The organism is Ideonella lacteola (genome assembly GCF_038066555.1).
Classification (GTDB): domain Bacteria; phylum Pseudomonadota; class Gammaproteobacteria; order Burkholderiales; family Burkholderiaceae_C; genus Ideonella; species Ideonella lacteola.
This window is the reverse complement of the sequence record NZ_JBBUTG010000017.1, coordinates 1-16,853: the sequence shown is the minus strand read 5'-3', so window position 1 is coordinate 16,853 and position 16,853 is coordinate 1. Positions and strand designations below refer to the sequence as shown.

The 16,853-nt window shown below is 68.7% G+C and carries 17 protein-coding genes and 1 pseudogene; 8 read left to right on the top strand and 10 right to left on the bottom strand.

Going from position 1 to position 16,853, the window contains the following annotated elements; translation table 11 throughout:
- Nucleotides 1–3 precede the first annotated feature (3 nt).
- From AACH06_RS22165 to AACH06_RS22145, 5 genes and pseudogenes are all read left to right on the top strand, one after another.
- A pseudogene (locus tag AACH06_RS22165) lies at nucleotides 4–922 on the top strand (DMT family transporter).
- 79 nt (nucleotides 923–1,001) lie between these two features.
- A complete protein-coding gene (locus AACH06_RS22160) occupies nucleotides 1,002–1,427 on the top strand; it encodes a GFA family protein (RefSeq protein WP_341427960.1) in 426 nt (141 codons plus the stop codon).
- Nucleotides 1,428–1,432: 5 nt separating this feature from the next.
- On the top strand, nucleotides 1,433–2,056 hold the full coding sequence (locus tag AACH06_RS22155; RefSeq protein ID WP_341427959.1) for a LysE family transporter: 624 nt from the start codon (nucleotides 1,433–1,435) through the stop codon (nucleotides 2,054–2,056).
- The gene (locus AACH06_RS22150; RefSeq protein WP_341427958.1) at nucleotides 2,053–2,454 is read left to right on the top strand and encodes a VOC family protein; all 402 of its coding nucleotides are present in this window, start codon (nucleotides 2,053–2,055) and stop codon (nucleotides 2,452–2,454) included. The genes AACH06_RS22155 and AACH06_RS22150 overlap by 4 nt, the downstream gene beginning before the upstream one ends.
- A gap of 61 nt (nucleotides 2,455–2,515) precedes the next feature.
- Nucleotides 2,516–3,304 carry an SDR family oxidoreductase gene (locus tag AACH06_RS22145; protein ID WP_341427957.1) on the top strand — a complete coding sequence of 263 codons (789 nt, stop codon included), beginning with the start codon at nucleotides 2,516–2,518 and terminating at the stop codon, nucleotides 3,302–3,304.
- 28 nt (nucleotides 3,305–3,332) lie between these two features.
- Here AACH06_RS22145 and AACH06_RS22140 read toward each other — a convergent pair whose 3' ends face one another.
- The 5 genes from AACH06_RS22140 to AACH06_RS22120 form a co-directional block, all read right to left on the bottom strand.
- Complete coding sequence (locus tag AACH06_RS22140; protein ID WP_341427956.1) at nucleotides 3,333–3,929, bottom strand: DUF6940 family protein; 597 nt, start codon at nucleotides 3,927–3,929, stop codon at nucleotides 3,333–3,335.
- 84 nt (nucleotides 3,930–4,013) lie between these two features.
- A complete protein-coding gene (locus AACH06_RS22135) occupies nucleotides 4,014–4,361 on the bottom strand; it encodes an NIPSNAP family protein (RefSeq protein WP_341427955.1) in 348 nt (115 codons plus the stop codon).
- A gap of 64 nt (nucleotides 4,362–4,425) precedes the next feature.
- Nucleotides 4,426–5,043 carry a DUF924 family protein gene (locus AACH06_RS22130; RefSeq protein ID WP_341427954.1) on the bottom strand — a complete coding sequence of 206 codons (618 nt, stop codon included), beginning with the start codon at nucleotides 5,041–5,043 and terminating at the stop codon, nucleotides 4,426–4,428.
- Nucleotides 5,040–5,543: a thioredoxin family protein gene (locus tag AACH06_RS22125; RefSeq protein WP_341427953.1), complete on the bottom strand. Its 504-nt coding sequence runs from the start codon at nucleotides 5,541–5,543 to the stop codon at nucleotides 5,040–5,042. Before AACH06_RS22125 ends, AACH06_RS22130 begins: the two co-directional genes overlap by 4 nt.
- 107 nt (nucleotides 5,544–5,650) lie before the next feature.
- Nucleotides 5,651–6,571, bottom strand: a complete 921-nt coding sequence (locus AACH06_RS22120) for a DMT family transporter (RefSeq protein ID WP_341427952.1) — start codon at nucleotides 6,569–6,571, stop codon at nucleotides 5,651–5,653.
- Between the two features lie 99 nt (nucleotides 6,572–6,670).
- Between AACH06_RS22120 and AACH06_RS22115 the strand changes: the two genes are divergently transcribed.
- Complete coding sequence (locus AACH06_RS22115) at nucleotides 6,671–7,666, top strand: quinone oxidoreductase family protein (protein ID WP_341427951.1); 996 nt, start codon at nucleotides 6,671–6,673, stop codon at nucleotides 7,664–7,666.
- An 11-nt stretch (nucleotides 7,667–7,677) separates the two neighbouring features.
- On the opposite strand, the gene AACH06_RS22110 is transcribed toward AACH06_RS22115, so the two are convergent.
- The 4 genes from AACH06_RS22110 to AACH06_RS22095 all read right to left on the bottom strand — a co-directional run bounded on the left by AACH06_RS22110 (nucleotide 7,678) and on the right by AACH06_RS22095 (nucleotide 12,462).
- A complete protein-coding gene (locus AACH06_RS22110; protein WP_341427950.1) occupies nucleotides 7,678–8,592 on the bottom strand; it encodes a DUF4232 domain-containing protein in 915 nt (304 codons plus the stop codon).
- A gap of 93 nt (nucleotides 8,593–8,685) precedes the next feature.
- Nucleotides 8,686–9,531: a DUF1906 domain-containing protein gene (locus AACH06_RS22105; protein ID WP_341427949.1), complete on the bottom strand. Its 846-nt coding sequence runs from the start codon at nucleotides 9,529–9,531 to the stop codon at nucleotides 8,686–8,688.
- Between the two features lie 272 nt (nucleotides 9,532–9,803).
- The gene (locus tag AACH06_RS22100; protein WP_341427948.1) at nucleotides 9,804–11,294 is read right to left on the bottom strand and encodes an alkaline phosphatase PhoX; all 1,491 of its coding nucleotides are present in this window, start codon (nucleotides 11,292–11,294) and stop codon (nucleotides 9,804–9,806) included.
- A 184-nt stretch (nucleotides 11,295–11,478) separates the two neighbouring features.
- Entirely contained in the window at nucleotides 11,479–12,462 is a 984-nt protein-coding gene (locus tag AACH06_RS22095; protein WP_341427947.1) for a helix-turn-helix domain-containing protein, read from the bottom strand.
- A 9-nt stretch (nucleotides 12,463–12,471) separates the two neighbouring features.
- On the opposite strand from AACH06_RS22095, the gene AACH06_RS22090 reads away from it, so the two are divergent.
- Nucleotides 12,472–13,209, top strand: coding sequence for a DUF4336 domain-containing protein (locus AACH06_RS22090; RefSeq protein WP_341427946.1), 738 nt, complete (start codon nucleotides 12,472–12,474; stop codon nucleotides 13,207–13,209).
- Here AACH06_RS22090 and AACH06_RS22085 read toward each other — a convergent pair.
- Nucleotides 13,167–14,036 (bottom strand): dioxygenase family protein, encoded by an 870-nt coding sequence (locus tag AACH06_RS22085; protein ID WP_341427945.1) that lies wholly within the window; start codon nucleotides 14,034–14,036, stop codon nucleotides 13,167–13,169. The genes AACH06_RS22090 and AACH06_RS22085 overlap by 43 nt on opposite strands.
- Nucleotides 14,037–14,173: 137 nt before the next feature.
- Here AACH06_RS22085 and AACH06_RS22080 point away from each other — a divergent pair, with 137 nt between their 5' ends.
- Nucleotides 14,174–16,738, top strand: coding sequence for an ABC transporter permease (locus AACH06_RS22080; protein WP_341427944.1), 2,565 nt, complete (start codon nucleotides 14,174–14,176; stop codon nucleotides 16,736–16,738).
- The last annotated feature ends 115 nt before the right edge of the window (nucleotides 16,739–16,853 follow it).

Below are 16,853 nucleotides of genomic sequence, written 5' to 3'. Positions count from 1 at the left end.
TCGATGAGTGCGGCGCATCCCGCCGCTGATGCCGCGATCGTGCCGCAGCGCTGGCCCGGCCTCGCCCTGGCCTTGTGCGGATCGATCGCCTTTTCCGGCAAGGCGGTGATCGTCAAGCTGGCATACCGCCACGGGGTCGACCCGGTCACGTTGATCATGTACCGCATGCTGTTCGCGGGCCCGCTGTTCGCGCTGATGGCCTGGTGGGCTGGCCGCGGCAAGGCGCCGCTGACGCGAAGAGAACTCGTGGCGCTCGTGGGCCTGGGCTTCTCGGGCTACTACCTCGCCAGCTTGCTCGACTTCATGGGGCTGGCCCTGGTGAGTGCCAGCCTGGAGCGCCTGATTCTTTACCTCAATCCCACCATCGTGCTGGGCCTGTCGGCCTTGTTTTTGGGCAAGAAGGTGAGCCGCACCCAGGGCTTGGCCTTGGCGGTGAGCTATGCCGGCGTGGTGCTGGTGTTCGGGCAGGAATTGAAGCTCGAGGGCGAAGGCGTCTTCGCCGGTGCGGCGCTGGTTTTCGGCAGCGCCGTGAGCTATGCGGTGTACCTGGTCCTGAGTGGCGAGTGGGTGCAACGGCTGGGCTCGATGCGGCTGGCTGGCTGGCTGGGCCGGCTGTGTGGCGAGCGGCTTTTGCATCGGCCACTTCCTGATCACTCAGCCGCTGTCGGCCGCGCTGGTGCCCGAGCCGGTGTTGTGGCTGTCGCTGCTCAACGCCACCGCCTGCACCGTGGCACCGGTGTGGATGGTGATGATGGCCATCGAGCGCATCGGGCCCGGCCTCACCTCGCAGGCGGGCATGATCGGCCCGATGAGCACGATCGCGATGGGCGTGGTGTTCCTGCATGAGCCGTTCACGTTGTGGCTGATGGCGGGCACGGTGCTCGTGCTCACCGGCGTGTGGCTCCTGGCGCGGTCCCGTTGATGGGGCCTTTGTCAACGGGGCCGCTGTCAACGGCGCCTGCGGATGCAGCTCGCCTTCGCACTGTCATGGAGGAGATCCGATGCTGATTCACGGCGCCTGCCATTGCGGCAACCTGTCGTTCAAGTTGAACTGGTTGCCTGAGCCGGCTGAGATCCCGGCTCGGGCTTGCAGCTGCAGTTTCTGCGTCAAGCACGGTGGCGTGTGGACGTCCTGCGCCACCGGCTCACTTCGGGTGGCGGTGCAAGAGGCCGGGCTGGTCTCGACCTACGCATTCGGTACGCGCACGGCGGACTTTCACGTGTGCACCCGCTGCGGCGTGGTACCTGTCGTCAGCTGTAGGCTCGACGATCGGCTTTACGCCGTGGTGAACGTGAATGCCTTCGAGGGCGTGCCCGCCAGCCTGCTGCGCCATGCCACGGCGAACTTCGACGGCGAGGAAGAGGCTGCCCGGCTGGAGCGCCGACGGCGATACTGGATCGCAGACTTGGATTTCCAGGAGGCCTGAAACCGATGCTCTCGACCCTGCTCACCATCTGGCTGTTGCACATGGCGGCCCTCATCACCCCGGGCGCCAACGTGCTGCTGATCTCGCAGCTTGCCGCGAGCGGGCAGACCCGCGGGGCGACCCAGGCCGCGCTTGGCGTGGCAACCGGGGCGGCCATCTGGTCCAGCGCGGCGGTGCTGGGGGTGCACGCCTTGTTTGCGGCGTTTCCGGCGATTCGCCTGGGCTTGCAGTGGGCGGGTGCGCTGTACCTGCTGTACATCGCCAGCCGGCTGTGGCGCAGCACGTCGTCCCCCACAGCCGCCGCGGCCCCACCGATGGGTGGGTGGCGGGCCTACCGATTGGGGCTGCTGACCAACCTGTCCAATCCCAAGTCGGCACTCTTCTTCGGCAGCGTGTTCTCCACCGCCTTGCCGGCCCAGCCGGGGTCGGTGATGCTCGCCGCCGCGGTGCTGCTGATCGTGTGCAATGCGGCGGCCTGGCACCTGGGACTCGCCTACGTGTTTTCGCGCCGCCGTGTGCAGGCGAGCTACGCGGCCCAGCGAGGCTGGATCGGGCGCGTGGCGGGTGCCACGTTGGGGGCACTCGGCGTCGGCCTTCTGGTGGCTTCACTGCGCGAGGTGCGCCGATGACGCGCCAGCGCATCGGACTGATGTCGGTGGTCGTGCGCGACTACGACGAGGCCCTGGCCTTCTATGTGGATGCGCTGGGCTTCACCCTGGTCGAAGACACGCCCGTGCCTGAGCAGAACAAGCGCTGGGTGGTGGTCGCGCCGCCGGGGGCACGTGAGACGAGGTTGCTGCTCGCGCAGGCGAGCAATGAACAGCAGGCGGGCCGTATCGGCAACCAGACCGGCGGGCGGGTGTTCCTGTTTCTCTACACCGACGATCTGCAGCGCGACCACGCGGCCTATGCGGCCAAGGGGGTGCGTTTCGTGCAGCCGCCGGTGGTGCAGCCCTATGGCCAGGTGGCCGTGTTCGAAGACCTGTACGGCAACCTGTGGGATCTGCTGCAACCGAACGCCGACTGACAACCGAGGCGCCCGAAAGGTGCCGTGAGCAAGGGCCATGGGCCCTGATCGAGGAGTGGTGATGGACCTGGGTTTGAAGGGCAAGTGGGCGCTGGTCTGCGCCGCCAGCAAGGGGCTGGGCAAGGGCTGCGCCAAGGCGCTGGTCGCCGAGGGCGTGAACGTGGTGATCGTGGCGCGGGGCCTGGACGCGCTGCATGAGACGGCCGCCGAGTTGCGGCAGCTGAACCCTGAGGTCGCCGTGCGCCCGGTGGCCGGGGACATCACCACCGACGAAGGGCGGGCCGCCGCGCTGGCCGCGGCGCCCCAGGTCGACATCCTCATCAACAACGCCGGCGGACCGCCCCCGGGTGACTTTCGCGACTGGGAACGCGATCAGTGGATCGCCGCGCTGGACGCCAACATGCTGACGCCCATCGCGCTGATCCGTGCCACGGTCGATTCCATGGCGCAGCGCGGCTTCGGACGGGTGGTGAACATCACGTCGGCCGCAGTCAAGGCGCCCATCGACACGCTCGGGCTCTCCAACGGGGCGCGCAGTGGGCTCACCGGCTTTGTGGCCGGCCTGGCGCGTCAGCCAAGGTTGGCGGGGCGCAACGTCACGATCAACAACCTGCTCCCGGGCCCCTTCGACACCGATCGCCTGCGCAAGACGGTGCAAGCGGCGGCGGCGTCGCAGGGCCGGCCGATCGAATCGGTGTGGGACCAGCGCCGCCTGGCCGTGCCGGCCCAACGCTACGGCACCCCCGACGAATTCGGGGCAGCGTGCGCGTTCCTCTGCAGCGCGCACGCGGGCTTCATCACCGGGCAGAACTGGCTGCTCGATGGGGGCCTGTACCCGGGCACCTATTGACGGGCCGAGAGAGGTCGGGCCGCACCGGTCAAGCCGCCTCGGCGTACGGGCGGTAGGCGTAGTACTTCGGCGTTCCTTCGAGGCGCACGTGCAGCCACGCCACGCCGCCGCCGGCGGTGCTGATCCACATCCGGCGGTCGGAGAGCTGGGCCCTGGCCTCTTGGGCCGCGCGTTGCCACAGCGCATGCAGCTGGTCTTCGGGCGCCGTGCGCACGAAGGCGGCCAGATGCGGGTAGGCGCACTGCTCGTCGAGCTGACGTGGCACCACCAGCGTCGCGGTGCGGCCCAGGTTGGGCACCGCGACCACCGGTTGCTGCCGATTCGCCCCGCCGAAGTGCTCGCCGAACACCTCGGGCTCGGGGGGCATGTCGATGAACGGGTCGTTGATCACCACGAACTCGAACGGGCGGTCGATCGTGGCATGGGTGATGGGGGGCGTCTCCCAGCGAAACGAGGTGAAGCTGTGATCGGCCAGCACTTGGCTCAGGTAGCGGCGAAAGCCGGCGTCGTCGGCGAGCAGATCCAGGGTACGCCGGTAGCTCAGCGGCTGGCCGCCTTCATTCAGCGCGTAGCGGCTGATTCGGCCGGGCGTGATCGTTTCGCAGTGGTGGGAGAACGGATGCATGGAACGGATGAACGCTTGTCTTCACGGCCGGCGTCCTCATGCGCCGGGGCTCGGTCCGTCACGCTACCACCGCCGGCGCGGCGATCAATCCCGTGAAACGTTCAGGCGCCGCATGTCATGGATGGCTTCAGGCGACAGCCACAACACCGTGTTGAGCATGCTTGCGATGCGCGAGACGATGCCCTCGCGCGGGCCTTGTCGCCAGGCTTCGCTGCCGTAGAACGCGTCCTGGCGTGCCTGCAGGTCCGCCAGATCGTCAAATGCCCTGACGAGGACGTAGCCGTCGGGCTCGTGCGGGGAAGGCCCAAAGGCCACCACGTCCATCACGCCTTGCAGCATCGGCATCACCGTGCCGGACACCAGCGCATGGAAGGCAGCCGATTCGCCAGGGTGGAGCCGGTAGGCGCGGATCTCGATCAATCGGGGATTCATCGCCCCATGATCACCGGCTCAACTGCCAGGGTGTGTCAGGTATGGCGGTGGGGGCGCAGGCAGGTCAGAACGACGAGCCCGGGGTCTGCAGGAAGGCGAGCTCCTCCGCCGTGCTGTCGCGGCCCAGGATGGCGTTGCGGTGGGGAAAGCGACCAAAGCGCTGGATCACGGCGCGGTGCTTCTCCGCATAGTCGGCATAGCTGGCGAAGGTGGCAGCCTCCTCGGGCGTGGCACGGTCGCGCAGGCCCTGCATCAAGGCGACGCAGCGGTCCTGGTGCTCCAGCGATTCGGAGTGCTCCAGCGGCATGTAGGCGAACAGGCGCTGGATGGGCAGCAGCGCCTCGAAGGCACCGCTCTCCAGACCGTGCAACGTCCACTGGCGCGCCAGCGGGTCGAGCCCGAAAGACCGAGGCGTGCCGCGGTGGATGTTGCGGCTGAACTGGTCGGCCACCAGGATCAGCGCCAATCGGCCCAGGTCCGTGTGGGCCCAGCCATCGAGCAGGCCCGCCCCCACGTCGTCCACCAGGCCGGCGAAGCGTTCGCGCATCTGCGCGTCGACGGCGGGCTGCTTGGACCACCACAGCTTGGCGCGTGTCGGATCGGTGGCCGCCCGCTCGGGCGCGTCGCCGAACCAGAACGCCAGCACGCTGGCTGGCGATTCCGCCGAGGCCGAGGTGGTCACTTGGCCGTGGCCTCGGGGGTGGCGGTCTTCGCCGAGGCCACGATGCCGCGGAAGAAATCGTAGACGCCGGTGTCGCTCATCTTGCGGGCGTTGGCCAACTCGCCACCTTTGGTGGTGTAGAGGAGCTGCTGCTGCGGCGACACCACCGCCGCGGCCGGGATGCCCTTTTTGATGGCGTTGCCGTAGCGCTCGGCAATGTCGAGGTGGCGGTCGAAGTTGCCGACGTCCACCTTCACGATGACGAATTCCTTCTTGATCAGCTCGGCGTTCGCGGGCGCCTTCAATGCCGTGTCCAAAGCCCGGCAGTCGCCGCACCAGTTGGCGCCAAAAATGACGAGCACCGGCCGCTGCGCCTTGGCTGCCGCGTCGAACGCGGCTTGCACGTCTTTGTGCGCATCGGCACTTTCGTCGTAGGGGCCGGTGGCGCCCTGGGCGACGGGGGCGGCCAGGGCCGTGGCGAGGGTGGCGGCCAGCCACAGGCGGCGGTTCAGCGTCAGCATGGTTTTCTCGCGATCGGAAGGTGGTGAAAGTGGTGAGAGCTTAGCGCCCGGAAACGGGTTCCCTCGTTCCAGCCGCGGGCGGGTGGCGAGCATGCCGAGGCCATGGCTCAACCGCGGCCTCGGGCTGAGAGCCAGATGCCCGCCACGATCAACGCAAACGCCGCACCGTGGTACCAGTGGGGGGCCTCGCCCAGCAGCGCGGTCGACAACACAGCGGCAAACACCGGCGTGAGGTTGCCGAAGAACGCCGCGATGGACGGCCCGACGGTGGACACGCCGAGACCCCAACAGCGGTAGGCCACCAGCGACGGGCCGATGGCCACGTACACCAGCAGCGCGGGCACCCAGGGTGTCCAATGCCAATGCGCGTCATTCGAGACCACCGCCTCGATGCCCGCCATGCCGCCGCTCCACAGCAGGCCGAAGCTGATCTGCACGAGCAGGAAGCCGGCCCAGTCCCAGTCGGGACGCTGGCTGCCCTGCATGTGCGCCGGTGGCCGCGCCAGCAACCAGCTGTACAAGGCCCAGCTCACGATCGCCAGCAGCATCAGCAAATCGCCGGGCACGAACTGCAATTCGGCCAGGCGAGACGGCTGCCCCCGGGCGATCACCAAGGCCACGCCGATGAGCGACAGCACCGCGCCACCGAGCTCGCGTCGGCTGGGGTGGACGCCGTAGAGCAGCGAGCCGAAGCCGAGCATCCAGACCGGGCTGCTGGCGGCGATCAGCGTCACATTCAGCGGGCTGGAGGTGTGCAGGGCCATGTACTGCAAAGCGTTGTAGCTGCCCATGCCCAGAAGGCCCAGCAGTGCGAGGTAGCGCCAGCGGCTGGCCAGCGCCTGCCGGTTCGCCAGCGCCTGGCGGCCCAGTGGCCACAGAAGCACGAACGCCAGCAGCCAGCGACTGAAATTCAGCGCGATGGGCGGCACCGCGCCCACCGCCAGTCGGCCCACCACCGCATTGCCCGCCCACAGCAAGGGGGGCAGCGTCAGCAGAAAAGCCAGGCGGGGCGTGAGAGCGTGACTCATCTCGGGGCGGGGTGTGGGGCTGTCGCGGCCGCGCCGAGACACCAGATCGGAAGGCTGGCACGATACCCGACTGTTCACACCCCGCCCGAGGAACCGACGATGACCTTGCCCAGCCGTGCCATCCAGATCGCCGCCTTCGGCGGGCCCGAGCAGCTGAAACTGGTGGAGACACAGGTGGGTGAGCCGGGGCCGGGAGAGATCCGGATCCGCCATGAAGCGGTGGGCCTGAACTTCATCGATGTCTATCAGCGCACCGGGCTGTACCCCAACGCGCTGCCGCTGCAGCTGGGGATGGAGGGCGCCGGTGTGATCGAGGCCGTGGGCGAGGGCGTCACGCATCTGGTGGTGGGTGACCGCGCCGCCTATGCCAGCAACCCGCCAGGCAGCTACTGCGAGCGCCGCGTGATGCCGGCCAAGTGCGTCGTGCGCTTGCCCGATGCCATCAGCTTCGAGGCCGGGGCCGCGATGATGCTCAAGGGGTTGACGGTGCAGTACCTGCTGCGGCAGACGCTCCCGCAAGGCGGCCTGAAGGCCGGTGATCACGTGCTGTTCCACGCGGCGGCCGGCGGCGTGGGTCTGATCGCCTGCCAATGGGCGAGGGCGCTTGGGTTGCAGTTGATCGGCACGGCGGGCAGCGACGAGAAGTGCGCGCTGGCCCGCGACCACGGTGCGGCGCACACCATCAACTACCAGCGCGAAGACTTCGTGGCCCGGGTCAAGGAGATCACGCAGGGGGTGGGCGTGAAGGTGGTTTATGACTCGGTTGGCGCGGACACCTTCATGAAGTCGCTCGACTGCCTCGCCCCCTTCGGCCTCTTGGCGAACTTTGGCAGCGCCTCGGGCAAGCCGGCGCCGCTGGACGTGGGTGTGCTGTCAAAGAATTCGGCCTACGTGACGCGGCCCACGCTGTTCACCCACATCGCCACCCGTGAGCGCACTCAGGCGATGGCCGACGATTTGTTCGCGGTCGTCACCTCGGGCGCGGTGACGATTCGCATCGACCAGCGTTATCCGCTGGCCGACGCGGCGCGTGCCCACCGAGACCTGGAGGCTCGCGCGACCACCGGCAGCAGTGTGCTGTTGCCGGCAGGTTGACGACATGGGCCTCAGCGCAACGGCACGACGGTGCCGGCGGTGGGGCCGCCGGCCAGTTGCCAACTGAGCTTCACGCCGCCGGAGGCGAGTGATGATGCAGGCACCAGAGCGCGCATGGCGAACTGCACCTGTCCATGGGCCGGGATTCGGCCTCCGGCACCGGCGCAGTTCAGCCGCCAGCGACCCGCTTCGCGTGACGAATCGGTGTTGAGCACCTGCTCATAGCTCGGGCAGGTGGACAAGTCCACCGGCGTGCCGGTGGGGTTGCGCAGGGTCACCAGGTAGTCCACCGTCGCGCCGGCATGGGCCGTTCGGGGGGCTGTCAGCTCTGCGGTCAAGGCGCCCAGGCCTGCCGGTGCCGTTGCTCTGGCAGGTGCATGCAGGTCGACACGCATCAGCGCCGCGGGGCCGCAGGTCGTGTCGACGTGCGCGCCGTCGGTATGCAGTGCGCCGCCGCCGGGTGCCAGCACGCGCAGGCGTCGCACCACGCGTCGGTCCTCACGCAGGGTGGCGTCGCAGGCCCCGGGCGTGCCGAGCAGCACCCCCACCGTGGCGCGGGGCGCCAGCACCAGCGCGGACCCGCCCACTTGATCGGCCTTCGTTTCAATGGCTTGCCAGCCCATGGCCTGCGCCAGCTCGACGGCCGGTGCATCTGGCAGCGAACAGGGAGCGCTTGATGTATTGCGCAGCAGCAGCTCTTGGGTCGCACGCCCGTGGTACGCGCCGGCCGTGCCGAGCGTGAGATCGAGGTCGGCTTGTCGGCACGGTGCCGGGGTGCTCTCGGTGAGAGGGCCGGTGGCATCTGCCGGCTCAGCCGCCCAGGCCGGTTCGTCCAGCCAGGCGACGATGGGGTTGGACTGGTCGGCCAGGCCACTCAAAGGGCTGAACGCCAAGCAGGCGAGCAGGGTGATTCTGGGGTTGATCATCTCGACGACTCCTTGTATCTCGTTGGGGTGGGTGTCCCGAAAGCTGGGTACCGCTGTCCGGCGGTCCGCGGTCGCTTGGCGGCCGCTTGGCGATCACTTCGCGATGCACGAGCTGTTCGGGAACAGGTGCCCGCCCGAGGCGGTCGGCCCGTTGGCGCAGTTGCTGTCGATGTTCAGGGTGACGCCGCCCCAGGTCTCGTTGTGGTCACCGCGGAACTGCTTGAATCGTTGGCTGTTGACCCAATAGCTCGAACTGATGCACGACAGGTTCCAGGTCGAGTGGTCGAGGTCCCAATCGGCCGCATGCACATACCGCGGCGGGCGAGTGATCGCAGCGAAGTCGCTCAGGTACGAGGCGCACGCCGAGCCGTAGACACCCGAGACCTGTGCCGGCGCCACCGCGAGCTGGTCCACCCAGCCCTGCATGAACGACTTCACCGCGGCACGGCAAGAGCTGCTGTTGGGGTAGGCCTCCAGGTCGTAGGTGACCGGGGTGTTCAGGCCATCGCCGAAGCCGAGGGCCTTGATGGCCTTGTAGGCGGCGACGGCTTCGTCCTTGCCTTGTTGGTACGCGGTCGAGGTGTTCGAGCTGAAGCGGTGCGCGAAGCTGCTGCAGGGGGCCTGCGGGCCGACCCAGATCAGGTTGAACCGCCAGCCTTGGGCGTAGGTGGTGTTGAACCAGGCGGCGGTGAGATTCGGCTGGCTGCACGCGCGCGAGTTGCCGCCAATGTACACACCGATCCACGACCACGGGGTGTCGGTCCACCACTTCTGCATCGTCGATGTCGATGGGGCCGTGCAGGCATCGAAGCCTTGCCCCTGCATCACGCCGTTGCCTGCGGGCACGGCCTGCGCGAAGGGCGGCAGCCCGCCACCGACGACGGCCAGGACTGCCGACATCAACCAGGCTTTCTGGAAGCCATTTCTTTGCTTCTTCACCGGGGGTCTCCTTGTGGTTAAGACGCCGGGGCCGAGCGACGCGAGAAGGTGACGCGAGCCCGGTGAGGGCGCGCCATGTCGCGCAGGAACCGGGTGCCGACCCGCCCACGGCGTCGCCGCGCACGATGCGCCGGAGCAGGGCGGTTCGCAACGACGAGTTTGCGTCGAGGGGTAACCCGACATCGACCGCGACCCGCAGAGAAAAAAGGCCGGCCCCCTTGCGGGTGGCCGGCCAGTGCCGATCGAGGAGAAGGCGCCTGCCGGGGGAGGCCTTACTTGTTGACCAGCTTCACGGGCACAGCCAGCAACTGCAGCTGGCCGCCTTCGACCGCTTCGCCGGCGATCGGGTAGTGAGCCTGGGTGTCGAGCAGGTAGTAACGCGTGGTCTTCACGTCATAGCCCGGCACGTTCTTGAACAGGTCGCTGACATCGATGATGCCGGAGGCCTCTTCGTCCTGGGTCAGGAAGTTGGCCGCGCCGGTGATGAAGCGGTCCGGGTCATGGGCAGCCAGTTCGACCAACGCGCCGGTCGTCGGGTTCAGGCCCCACACTTTGCCCAGGCGGGGGTTGTTGCCGACGTCTTCTTCGAAGATCACGTGGCCGGTCTTCTTGTCGGTCGTCAGGTTGTCGGCCATCTGGAACACCGCACCGTTGGCGCCGCCATCACCGGCCACGCGCACCGTGCCGCCCAACTCTGGGTTGGCGATGTCGGTGAACGTGAATTCCCAGATCCGCGAACGGCCGGTGCTGCTGGAGGTCGTGGCCACGTGCAGCACCGTCGGGCGCTTGCTGTCCCAGCCGGCGTCTTCCGGACGCATGAAGTTGGTGCCGCCTGCGGCCACCGTCTGCGTGTTCAATGCCAGACCGCTGCCGTTGCCGTAGGCGGTGGGCGTCACGTCGACCAGCGTGAAGCTGCCATCGGCGGCGGCGCCGAAGGGCTGGTCGCTGGTGTCTTCGTTCTGGTTGCCGGTGACCTTGATCGCGTACAGCTTGCCGCCGTGCAGACCGGCCTTCTGCACCACGTTGCCGGTGGCCTGCTTCTCGCCGACGTAGACGTAGATTTGGCCTTCCACCGAAGAGTCATCCGTGCCGACGACGACGGTCTTGTCCTGCTTCACCCGGTTGGCGACGGCGTTCTCGAACGAGAAGCGGCCCAGCGACGGCAGCTCCCACACCGTGTTCGGCGCACCGGCTTCACCCATCACCCAGGCCAGGGCGCGGCCTTCGACGCCGTTCTCTTCACCGTTCAGGTGGATGCGGGCGGTGCGGGCACCCTTCTTGGTCTTCGGGTTCCAGTAGGCGCCCGGGTCGGCCATGTCGGCCGAGCAGGTGCGAGCGAAGGCGGTGGTGCCGGCGACCCAGGCGTTCGTCGTCGTGTCCCAGGTGTAGACGTCGGCGGCCGACTGCACCATGTCCTGGCCGGAGAGCACCTTCAAGTCGCTCTTGCGGACGACCCACTTCGAGACAAAAGCACCGATGCTGCCGTGCGCGCGGGTCACGCCCGAGGTGTTACCGATCTCGTGGTTCATCGTGACGGTGAAGGTGCCGTCGTTGTTGTCATAGGCGCCCAGGCCGTCGGGAATGCCGACCATCTTGTAGCCGTTGACGGCGGCGTCGCCCACCGTGAGGATCGAGGTGACGGACACACCGCTGGCGGTGGGGACGAGGTAGGGGGACTGGCTGCTGCTCGGGCCGGTGGCAGCTTGAGCGGCCGCCAGGGCCAGCGTCATCGCGGCGGCCAGCGCCAGGGTCTTCAACTTCATGGATCTCGCTCCTGTGTGATGGGTCTGCGCCGCCGTACGACAAGGTGGCGGCATGGCAGTAGCGAGAGGCTAGGCAGCGACCGTGACGCTGCGTTGAAGGCCGGATGACGGGCGGATGACAAGCCCTGGTGCTTTCAGGGCTGATGGGTTCGAGCGACCTGGTTCGCTGCGGCTTGGCAGGCGCTCACTGCCACACGCGATAGGCCCAGAATCCCTCGTCCTCGGCAATGCGGCGGCGCAGTTCTTCGGGAGGAAAGCCGGTGATGCGGCGCGAGATGCGGCTCAGGTGCGATTGGTCGAAGTAGCCGGTGTCCACCGCGAGGGCCGACCAGCTGAGGTCGCCGGTCTCGGAGGCCGCGATCACCTCGAAGAACGCGCGTTCCGCCCGCCCGAATCCACGCAGCTCGCGCAGCGGCAGGCCAGCCCAGTCGCGCACCCGGCGTTCGATCTGCCGCAGGCTGCGGCCGGTGCGGGTGGTGGCGGCACGAAGGGCCAGCGCTTCGGCCCAGTCGCGGTAGCGATGTGAGGTGGCCTGTTCGCGGACGGTGGACCATCGCTCGGCGAAAAAGGTTTCGATCAGCGCGATGCGGCGATCGTCGTCGGCGGCTTGCAGCACGGCATGGCCGAGGGTCATCCAGTCCGCAGGCAGGGCGTCTTCTGCCGGAACGACGCGGTTCACCCACTGGCGCGGGTCCACGCCGGCAAGACGTTGCACCGCGTCGGGCATGAGCAGCAGCATCATCCCGCGGGCGGGCCCCGGGTTCCAAGAGATGGTGGGATGGGTGTGCGGCCCGGCGAAGGTGATGCGTGCCTCGCTCGTCGTGCGTGGCGAATCCAGCGAGGGCACCGCGCCAGGGGCCAGCCACTCGCCCGTTCCCGCGAACCACCAACTCATGGTGCACAACGGCGAGGCGGGGTAGTGGTTGAAGCGCCGCTCGGGCGGCAGGGCTGCCGAGGTGGTGTCGCGCAGCATGACGCCGCGAACGCAGCCGGCCAGCGCCAGCGGCGGCAGCCACAGCCGCGTGGGCGCTGCGGAAAGTCCGGGAGAAGGCATCGGCGCGCAGTCTATCCATGTCCGGCCCATCCCAGCGCCGCCGCGCCGGATGTCGAAATCGTCCAAGACGGCCAGGCGCTCCTCCACGATGCTGCGTCCATCGTTCAGCCTCATCTCGTACCCATGATCCATCCCTTGGCGGACCAGCTTTGGCACGTGCCGCACGACTTCAAGGTCAATGGCCTGCCGCTCACCACACGCATGACGATCGTGCGCTTGGCCGACGGCGGCCTGTGGCTGCACTCACCCGTCCCGCTGTCGCCCATGCTGGCCCAGGCGTTGCAGCGCCTGGGACCGGTGCGGCACATCGTCGCTCCCAGCAAGACCCACCACCTGTTCCTGTCGGAGGCCATCAAGGCCTTCCCGCATGCCCGCGTTTACGGTGCGCCAGGCCTGGCCGAGAAGCGGCCGGATGTCGCCGCGATGCAGCCGTTGCCGCCGTCGCTGGAGGCCCCCTGGGCGGCCGACCTGGAGTGGACCTTGTTCGAAGGCATTCCGTATGGCAACGAGACGGTGTGGTTCCACCGGCCGACCCGCACGCTGATCGTCACCGATCTGCTGCAGTGGTGGCCGGCCACGCTGGCGTGGTCTGCGCAGGTGTATGCCAGGGCCACTGGCGTTCGCGACGGCCTGGCGGTGCCTCGCACCGTGCGCTGGCTCGTGCGCGATCTTGAAGCCGTGCGTCGCAGCGTGGAGCGCGTGCTGGCCTGGCCGTTCGAGCGGGTGGTGGTGGCCCACCATGCGGTGATCGAGACCGATGACCGCACCGATGCCCACGCCTGCGTGCGCCGGGCCTTCGCCTGCTGGACGGGCGAGGCTCAGGCCGGGGCTGGTTCGGCTTCGAGGGCCGCGGCCAGTTGAGGCGCGGTGGCCCCGAAGGCGTAGGCGTCCATGCCCAGGTGCCCGTACGTCACGCTGCTGTGAAGCCGCACGCCCCGGGCCTGCGCTCCGTTGGCCTCGGCCGCTCCGGCGGCCACATAGAAGGGCAACCAGTGCTCGTCGGTGGGATGCATGTAGGCAGCGTGCGGGGCGGTCGCGCGGTAATCCAGCAGAGCGGGCCAGCCGCCCGATCGCGCCTGTTGCTCCACCCAGGTTCGGAAAGCGGCGCTCTGCGGATACTCCGGCGCATCCACCTCGCCGCGCCCGCTGGCGAACAGGCGCAGGTTGTGGGTGATGGCGCCACTGCCCATCACCAGCACGCCCTCGGCCGCCAGCGGCGCCAGGACCTGGCCCAGGCGAAACAGCTGCGCGGGCGACCACATCGGCGGCCAGGCCAAGGGCAGCACCGGGATGTCGGCCCGGGGGAACATGGAACGAAGAGGGGTCCAGATGCCGTGGTCCATGCCGCCCGCGGGCTCGGTGTGGACCGGCAGCCCCGCGGCGCGCAACAGCTCGGCCACCCGCCCCGCCAGGGCGGGCGCGCCGGGTGCGTCGTAGCGCAGCTGGTAGAGCGCATCCGGGAAGCCTGAGAAATCGTAGATGGCCTCATGGCGGGGCGCCGCCAGCAGCACCGGCTCGCGGGTGAGCGAATGGGCCGAGACCGCGAGGATGGCGCGCGGTGCGCCGAAGGTGGCGGTGATGGCCGGGCCGAGACGGCGCCAGAAGGTGCCTGCCTCGCCCGCATCGAGCGCGGTCATCGGCGAGCCATGGGAGATGTAGAGCGACGGCAGCAAGGTCTGGGTGTCCATGCCATCGATTCAAGCACCGACCAGGTCGGCCGCATTTCGACGGGACTGCACGCAGCGTTCAACGCCGGGGCGATTGACGGCCGCAGCGCCGGCCCCACGGGCCGCTCGGGAGCGCCTTTCGGTGTACCGTGCCGGCCATGATTGCTTCGAGCACCACTCCCGCCCGCGAGATATCCGTCTGGCGCCTGGCGGCGCAGCAGGCCCTGCGTGACTTCCGGGCCGGCGAGCTGCGCCTCGTCCTGGTGGCCGTGATGCTGGCTGTGGCCGCGCTGTCGGCCGTCGGCTTCTTTGCCGATCGGCTTCAGGCCGGCCTCACCCGTGATGCGGCCCAATTGCTGGGCGGCGACACGGTGATCAGCAGCGACCATCCGGTGCCGCCGGAGTTCGAGGCCCATGCGCGCCAGATCGGCTTGCGGGCAGCGCGTACCGCCGCGTTTCCGAGCATGGCCCGGGCGACGGATGAACAGGGCGGCGCCAGCCGGTTGGTGGCGGTGAAGGCGGTGAGCACGGGTTACCCGCTGCGCGGCAGCCTCACGGTTCAAGCGGAGGGTGCCGAAGCCAACGTCCAGGCCGGGCCAGCCCCGGGCGAGGTGTGGGCGGATGCGGCGGTGCTCGATGCGCTGGGCGTGCGGCTGGGTGATGCCCTGCTGTTGGGCGATGCCCGCTTGAAGCTGGCCAAGGTGATCGTCGTCGAGCCGGATCGGGGGGCGGGGTTCCTCTCGTTTGCCCCGCGGGTGATGCTGCACGAAGACGATCTGCCCGCCACCGGTCTCGTTCAGCCCGCCAGCCGCGTCACGTACCGGCTGGCGTTGGCGGCGCCCGCAGGGGCCGAGGCCCGCATCCGCGATTTCACGCAGTGGGCGGGCGCCAAGATCAAGGGCGAGGGCCAGCGCGGCATGCGCGTCGAGTCGCTCGAATCGGGCCGCCCTGAGATGCGGCAGACGCTCGATCGGGCCGAGAAGTTTCTGAACCTGGTGGCGCTATTGGCAGCATTGCTGGCCGCGGTGGCGGTGGCCATCGCCGCGCGCGATTTTGCGCAACGCCATCTGGACGATTGCGCGATGCTGCGCGTGCTCGGCCTGCCGCAGCGGCGCATCGCGGGCGCCTTCGCCATCGAGTTCGTCGCGCTTGGCCTGGGCGCCAGCCTGGCGGGGGTGTTGGCTGGTCTGGCGATGCACCTGCTGTTCGTGCAGTTGCTGGGGGCGCTCGTGCCGGCCACGCTGCCGCCACCGGGCGTCTGGCCGGCGTTGTTGGGCTTGGGGGTGGGTTTGACGCTGCTGCTGGGTTTTGGCCTGCCGCCGGTGCTTCAACTGGCCAAGGTTCCGCCGCTGCGGGTGATCCGCCGGGACGTGGGCCAGTTGCGGCCGGCCTCGCTGGGCGTGCTGCTCGCCGGTGCGGCCAGCTTCGCGGGCCTGTTGTTGGCAGTGGCGCGCGATCCGATGCTGGGGGCGATCGCGGTGGGCGGATTCGCCGTGGCGCTGGCGTTCTTCGCGCTGCTCGCGTGGCTGTCGGTGTGGCTGTTGCGCCGTGCCGTGCCCGAAGCGCGTGCCCCGCGGTGGCTCGTGTTGGCGACGCGGCAGATCGCGGCCCGACCGGCGTTCACCGTGTTGCAGGTGTCGTCGCTGTCGGTGGGCCTGATGGCCCTGGCCCTGCTCGTGTTGCTGCGCACCGATTTGATCGACAGCTGGCGCGCCAGCACCCCCAAGGACGCACCGAACCGTTTCGTCATCAATGTGCAGCCGGATCAGGTGGACGATTTCCGGGCTGCGCTGACTGACGCCAAGGTGCCCGCAGGCTACGACTGGTACCCGATGATTCGCGGCCGGCTGGTGTCCATCAACGACGAGCCGGTCAGCACCCGCTTTGCCGAGAACGAGCGGGCGCGCCGAACGGTGGAGCGCGAGTTCAACCTGAGCCACACCGCCCAGATGCCACCGCACAACCAGGTGGTCCAGGGCCAGTGGAAGCCCGACGAGGCTGATGGCCTGAGCATCGAGCAGGGCGTGGCCGAGACCATCGGTGCGCAACTGGGCGACACGCTGCGTTTCGACATCGGTGGCCAGATCCGCGATGCCCGCGTCACCAGCATCCGCAAGGTCGACTGGGGTTCGATGCGCGCGAATTTCTTCATCATCTACCCAGTGGCTCGCATGGACGATGTGCCCGTGACCTTCATGGCGGCCTTCCATGCCCCTGATGCGGCGACGGCGCCCGGGTTCGACAACTCGTTGACACGCCGCTTCCCGAACATCACGGCGATCGATGTCTCGGCCTCGGTGCGGCAATTGCAGCAGGTGCTCGACCAGGTGATCCGCGCGGTCGAGTTCCTGTTCGCCTTCACGTTGGCAACGGGGCTGGCGGTGCTGTTCGCCGCGGTGAGCGCCACGCGCGAGGCCCGGGCGCGCGAATACGCCGTGATGCGCGCCTGTGGCGCGGGTGCAAAGCTGCTGGGCCAGGTGCAGCGGGCCGAGTTGTTGGGGGTGGGCGCATTGGCCGGCCTGCTGGCCACGGTGGCCGCTGCGGCGGTGGGCGCTGCGTTGGCGCGCTACGCCTTTGAGTTCCAGTGGACGGCCGCGCCTTGGGTGCCTCTGGCCGGCGCGCTGGCCGGCGCCTGGCTCGCCCTGGCGGCGGGTTGGTGGAGCTTGCGCGGCCTGCTGCACCGGCCGGTGATGGACACGCTGCGGCGGGCGGGAGAGGTCTAGCCTGGATATTTCGCGAGTGAGCGGTCGGCAGCCCTGATTCCGAGGGCGTTGTTAGAGGTATCTGACGCCAATAACGACGCCTGTTGAGGAGAGGGCTGCCAATGCCAAAGTGTAC

Excerpts from the sequence above, each read along its gene's own strand:
- AACH06_RS22160 (WP_341427960.1), top strand. The coding sequence starts at position 1,002 with ATGCTGATTCACGGCGCCTGCCATTGCGGCAACCTGTCGTTCAAGTTG.
- AACH06_RS22155 (WP_341427959.1), top strand. The coding sequence starts at position 1,433 with ATGCTCTCGACCCTGCTCACCATCTGGCTGTTGCACATGGCGGCCCTC.
- AACH06_RS22150 (WP_341427958.1), top strand. The coding sequence starts at position 2,053 with ATGACGCGCCAGCGCATCGGACTGATGTCGGTGGTCGTGCGCGACTAC.
- AACH06_RS22145 (WP_341427957.1), top strand. The coding sequence starts at position 2,516 with ATGGACCTGGGTTTGAAGGGCAAGTGGGCGCTGGTCTGCGCCGCCAGC.
- AACH06_RS22140 (WP_341427956.1), bottom strand. The coding sequence starts at position 3,929 with ATGCATCCGTTCTCCCACCACTGCGAAACGATCACGCCCGGCCGAATC.
- AACH06_RS22135 (WP_341427955.1), bottom strand. The coding sequence starts at position 4,361 with ATGAATCCCCGATTGATCGAGATCCGCGCCTACCGGCTCCACCCTGGC.
- AACH06_RS22125 (WP_341427953.1), bottom strand. The coding sequence starts at position 5,543 with ATGCTGACGCTGAACCGCCGCCTGTGGCTGGCCGCCACCCTCGCCACG.
- AACH06_RS22120 (WP_341427952.1), bottom strand. The coding sequence starts at position 6,571 with ATGAGTCACGCTCTCACGCCCCGCCTGGCTTTTCTGCTGACGCTGCCC.
- AACH06_RS22115 (WP_341427951.1), top strand. The coding sequence starts at position 6,671 with ATGACCTTGCCCAGCCGTGCCATCCAGATCGCCGCCTTCGGCGGGCCC.
- AACH06_RS22110 (WP_341427950.1), bottom strand. The coding sequence starts at position 8,592 with ATGATCAACCCCAGAATCACCCTGCTCGCCTGCTTGGCGTTCAGCCCT.
- AACH06_RS22100 (WP_341427948.1), bottom strand. The coding sequence starts at position 11,294 with ATGAAGTTGAAGACCCTGGCGCTGGCCGCCGCGATGACGCTGGCCCTG.
- AACH06_RS22095 (WP_341427947.1), bottom strand. The coding sequence starts at position 12,462 with ATGAGGCTGAACGATGGACGCAGCATCGTGGAGGAGCGCCTGGCCGTC.
- AACH06_RS22090 (WP_341427946.1), top strand. The coding sequence starts at position 12,472 with ATGATCCATCCCTTGGCGGACCAGCTTTGGCACGTGCCGCACGACTTC.
- AACH06_RS22085 (WP_341427945.1), bottom strand. The coding sequence starts at position 14,036 with ATGGACACCCAGACCTTGCTGCCGTCGCTCTACATCTCCCATGGCTCG.
- AACH06_RS22080 (WP_341427944.1), top strand. The coding sequence starts at position 14,174 with ATGATTGCTTCGAGCACCACTCCCGCCCGCGAGATATCCGTCTGGCGC.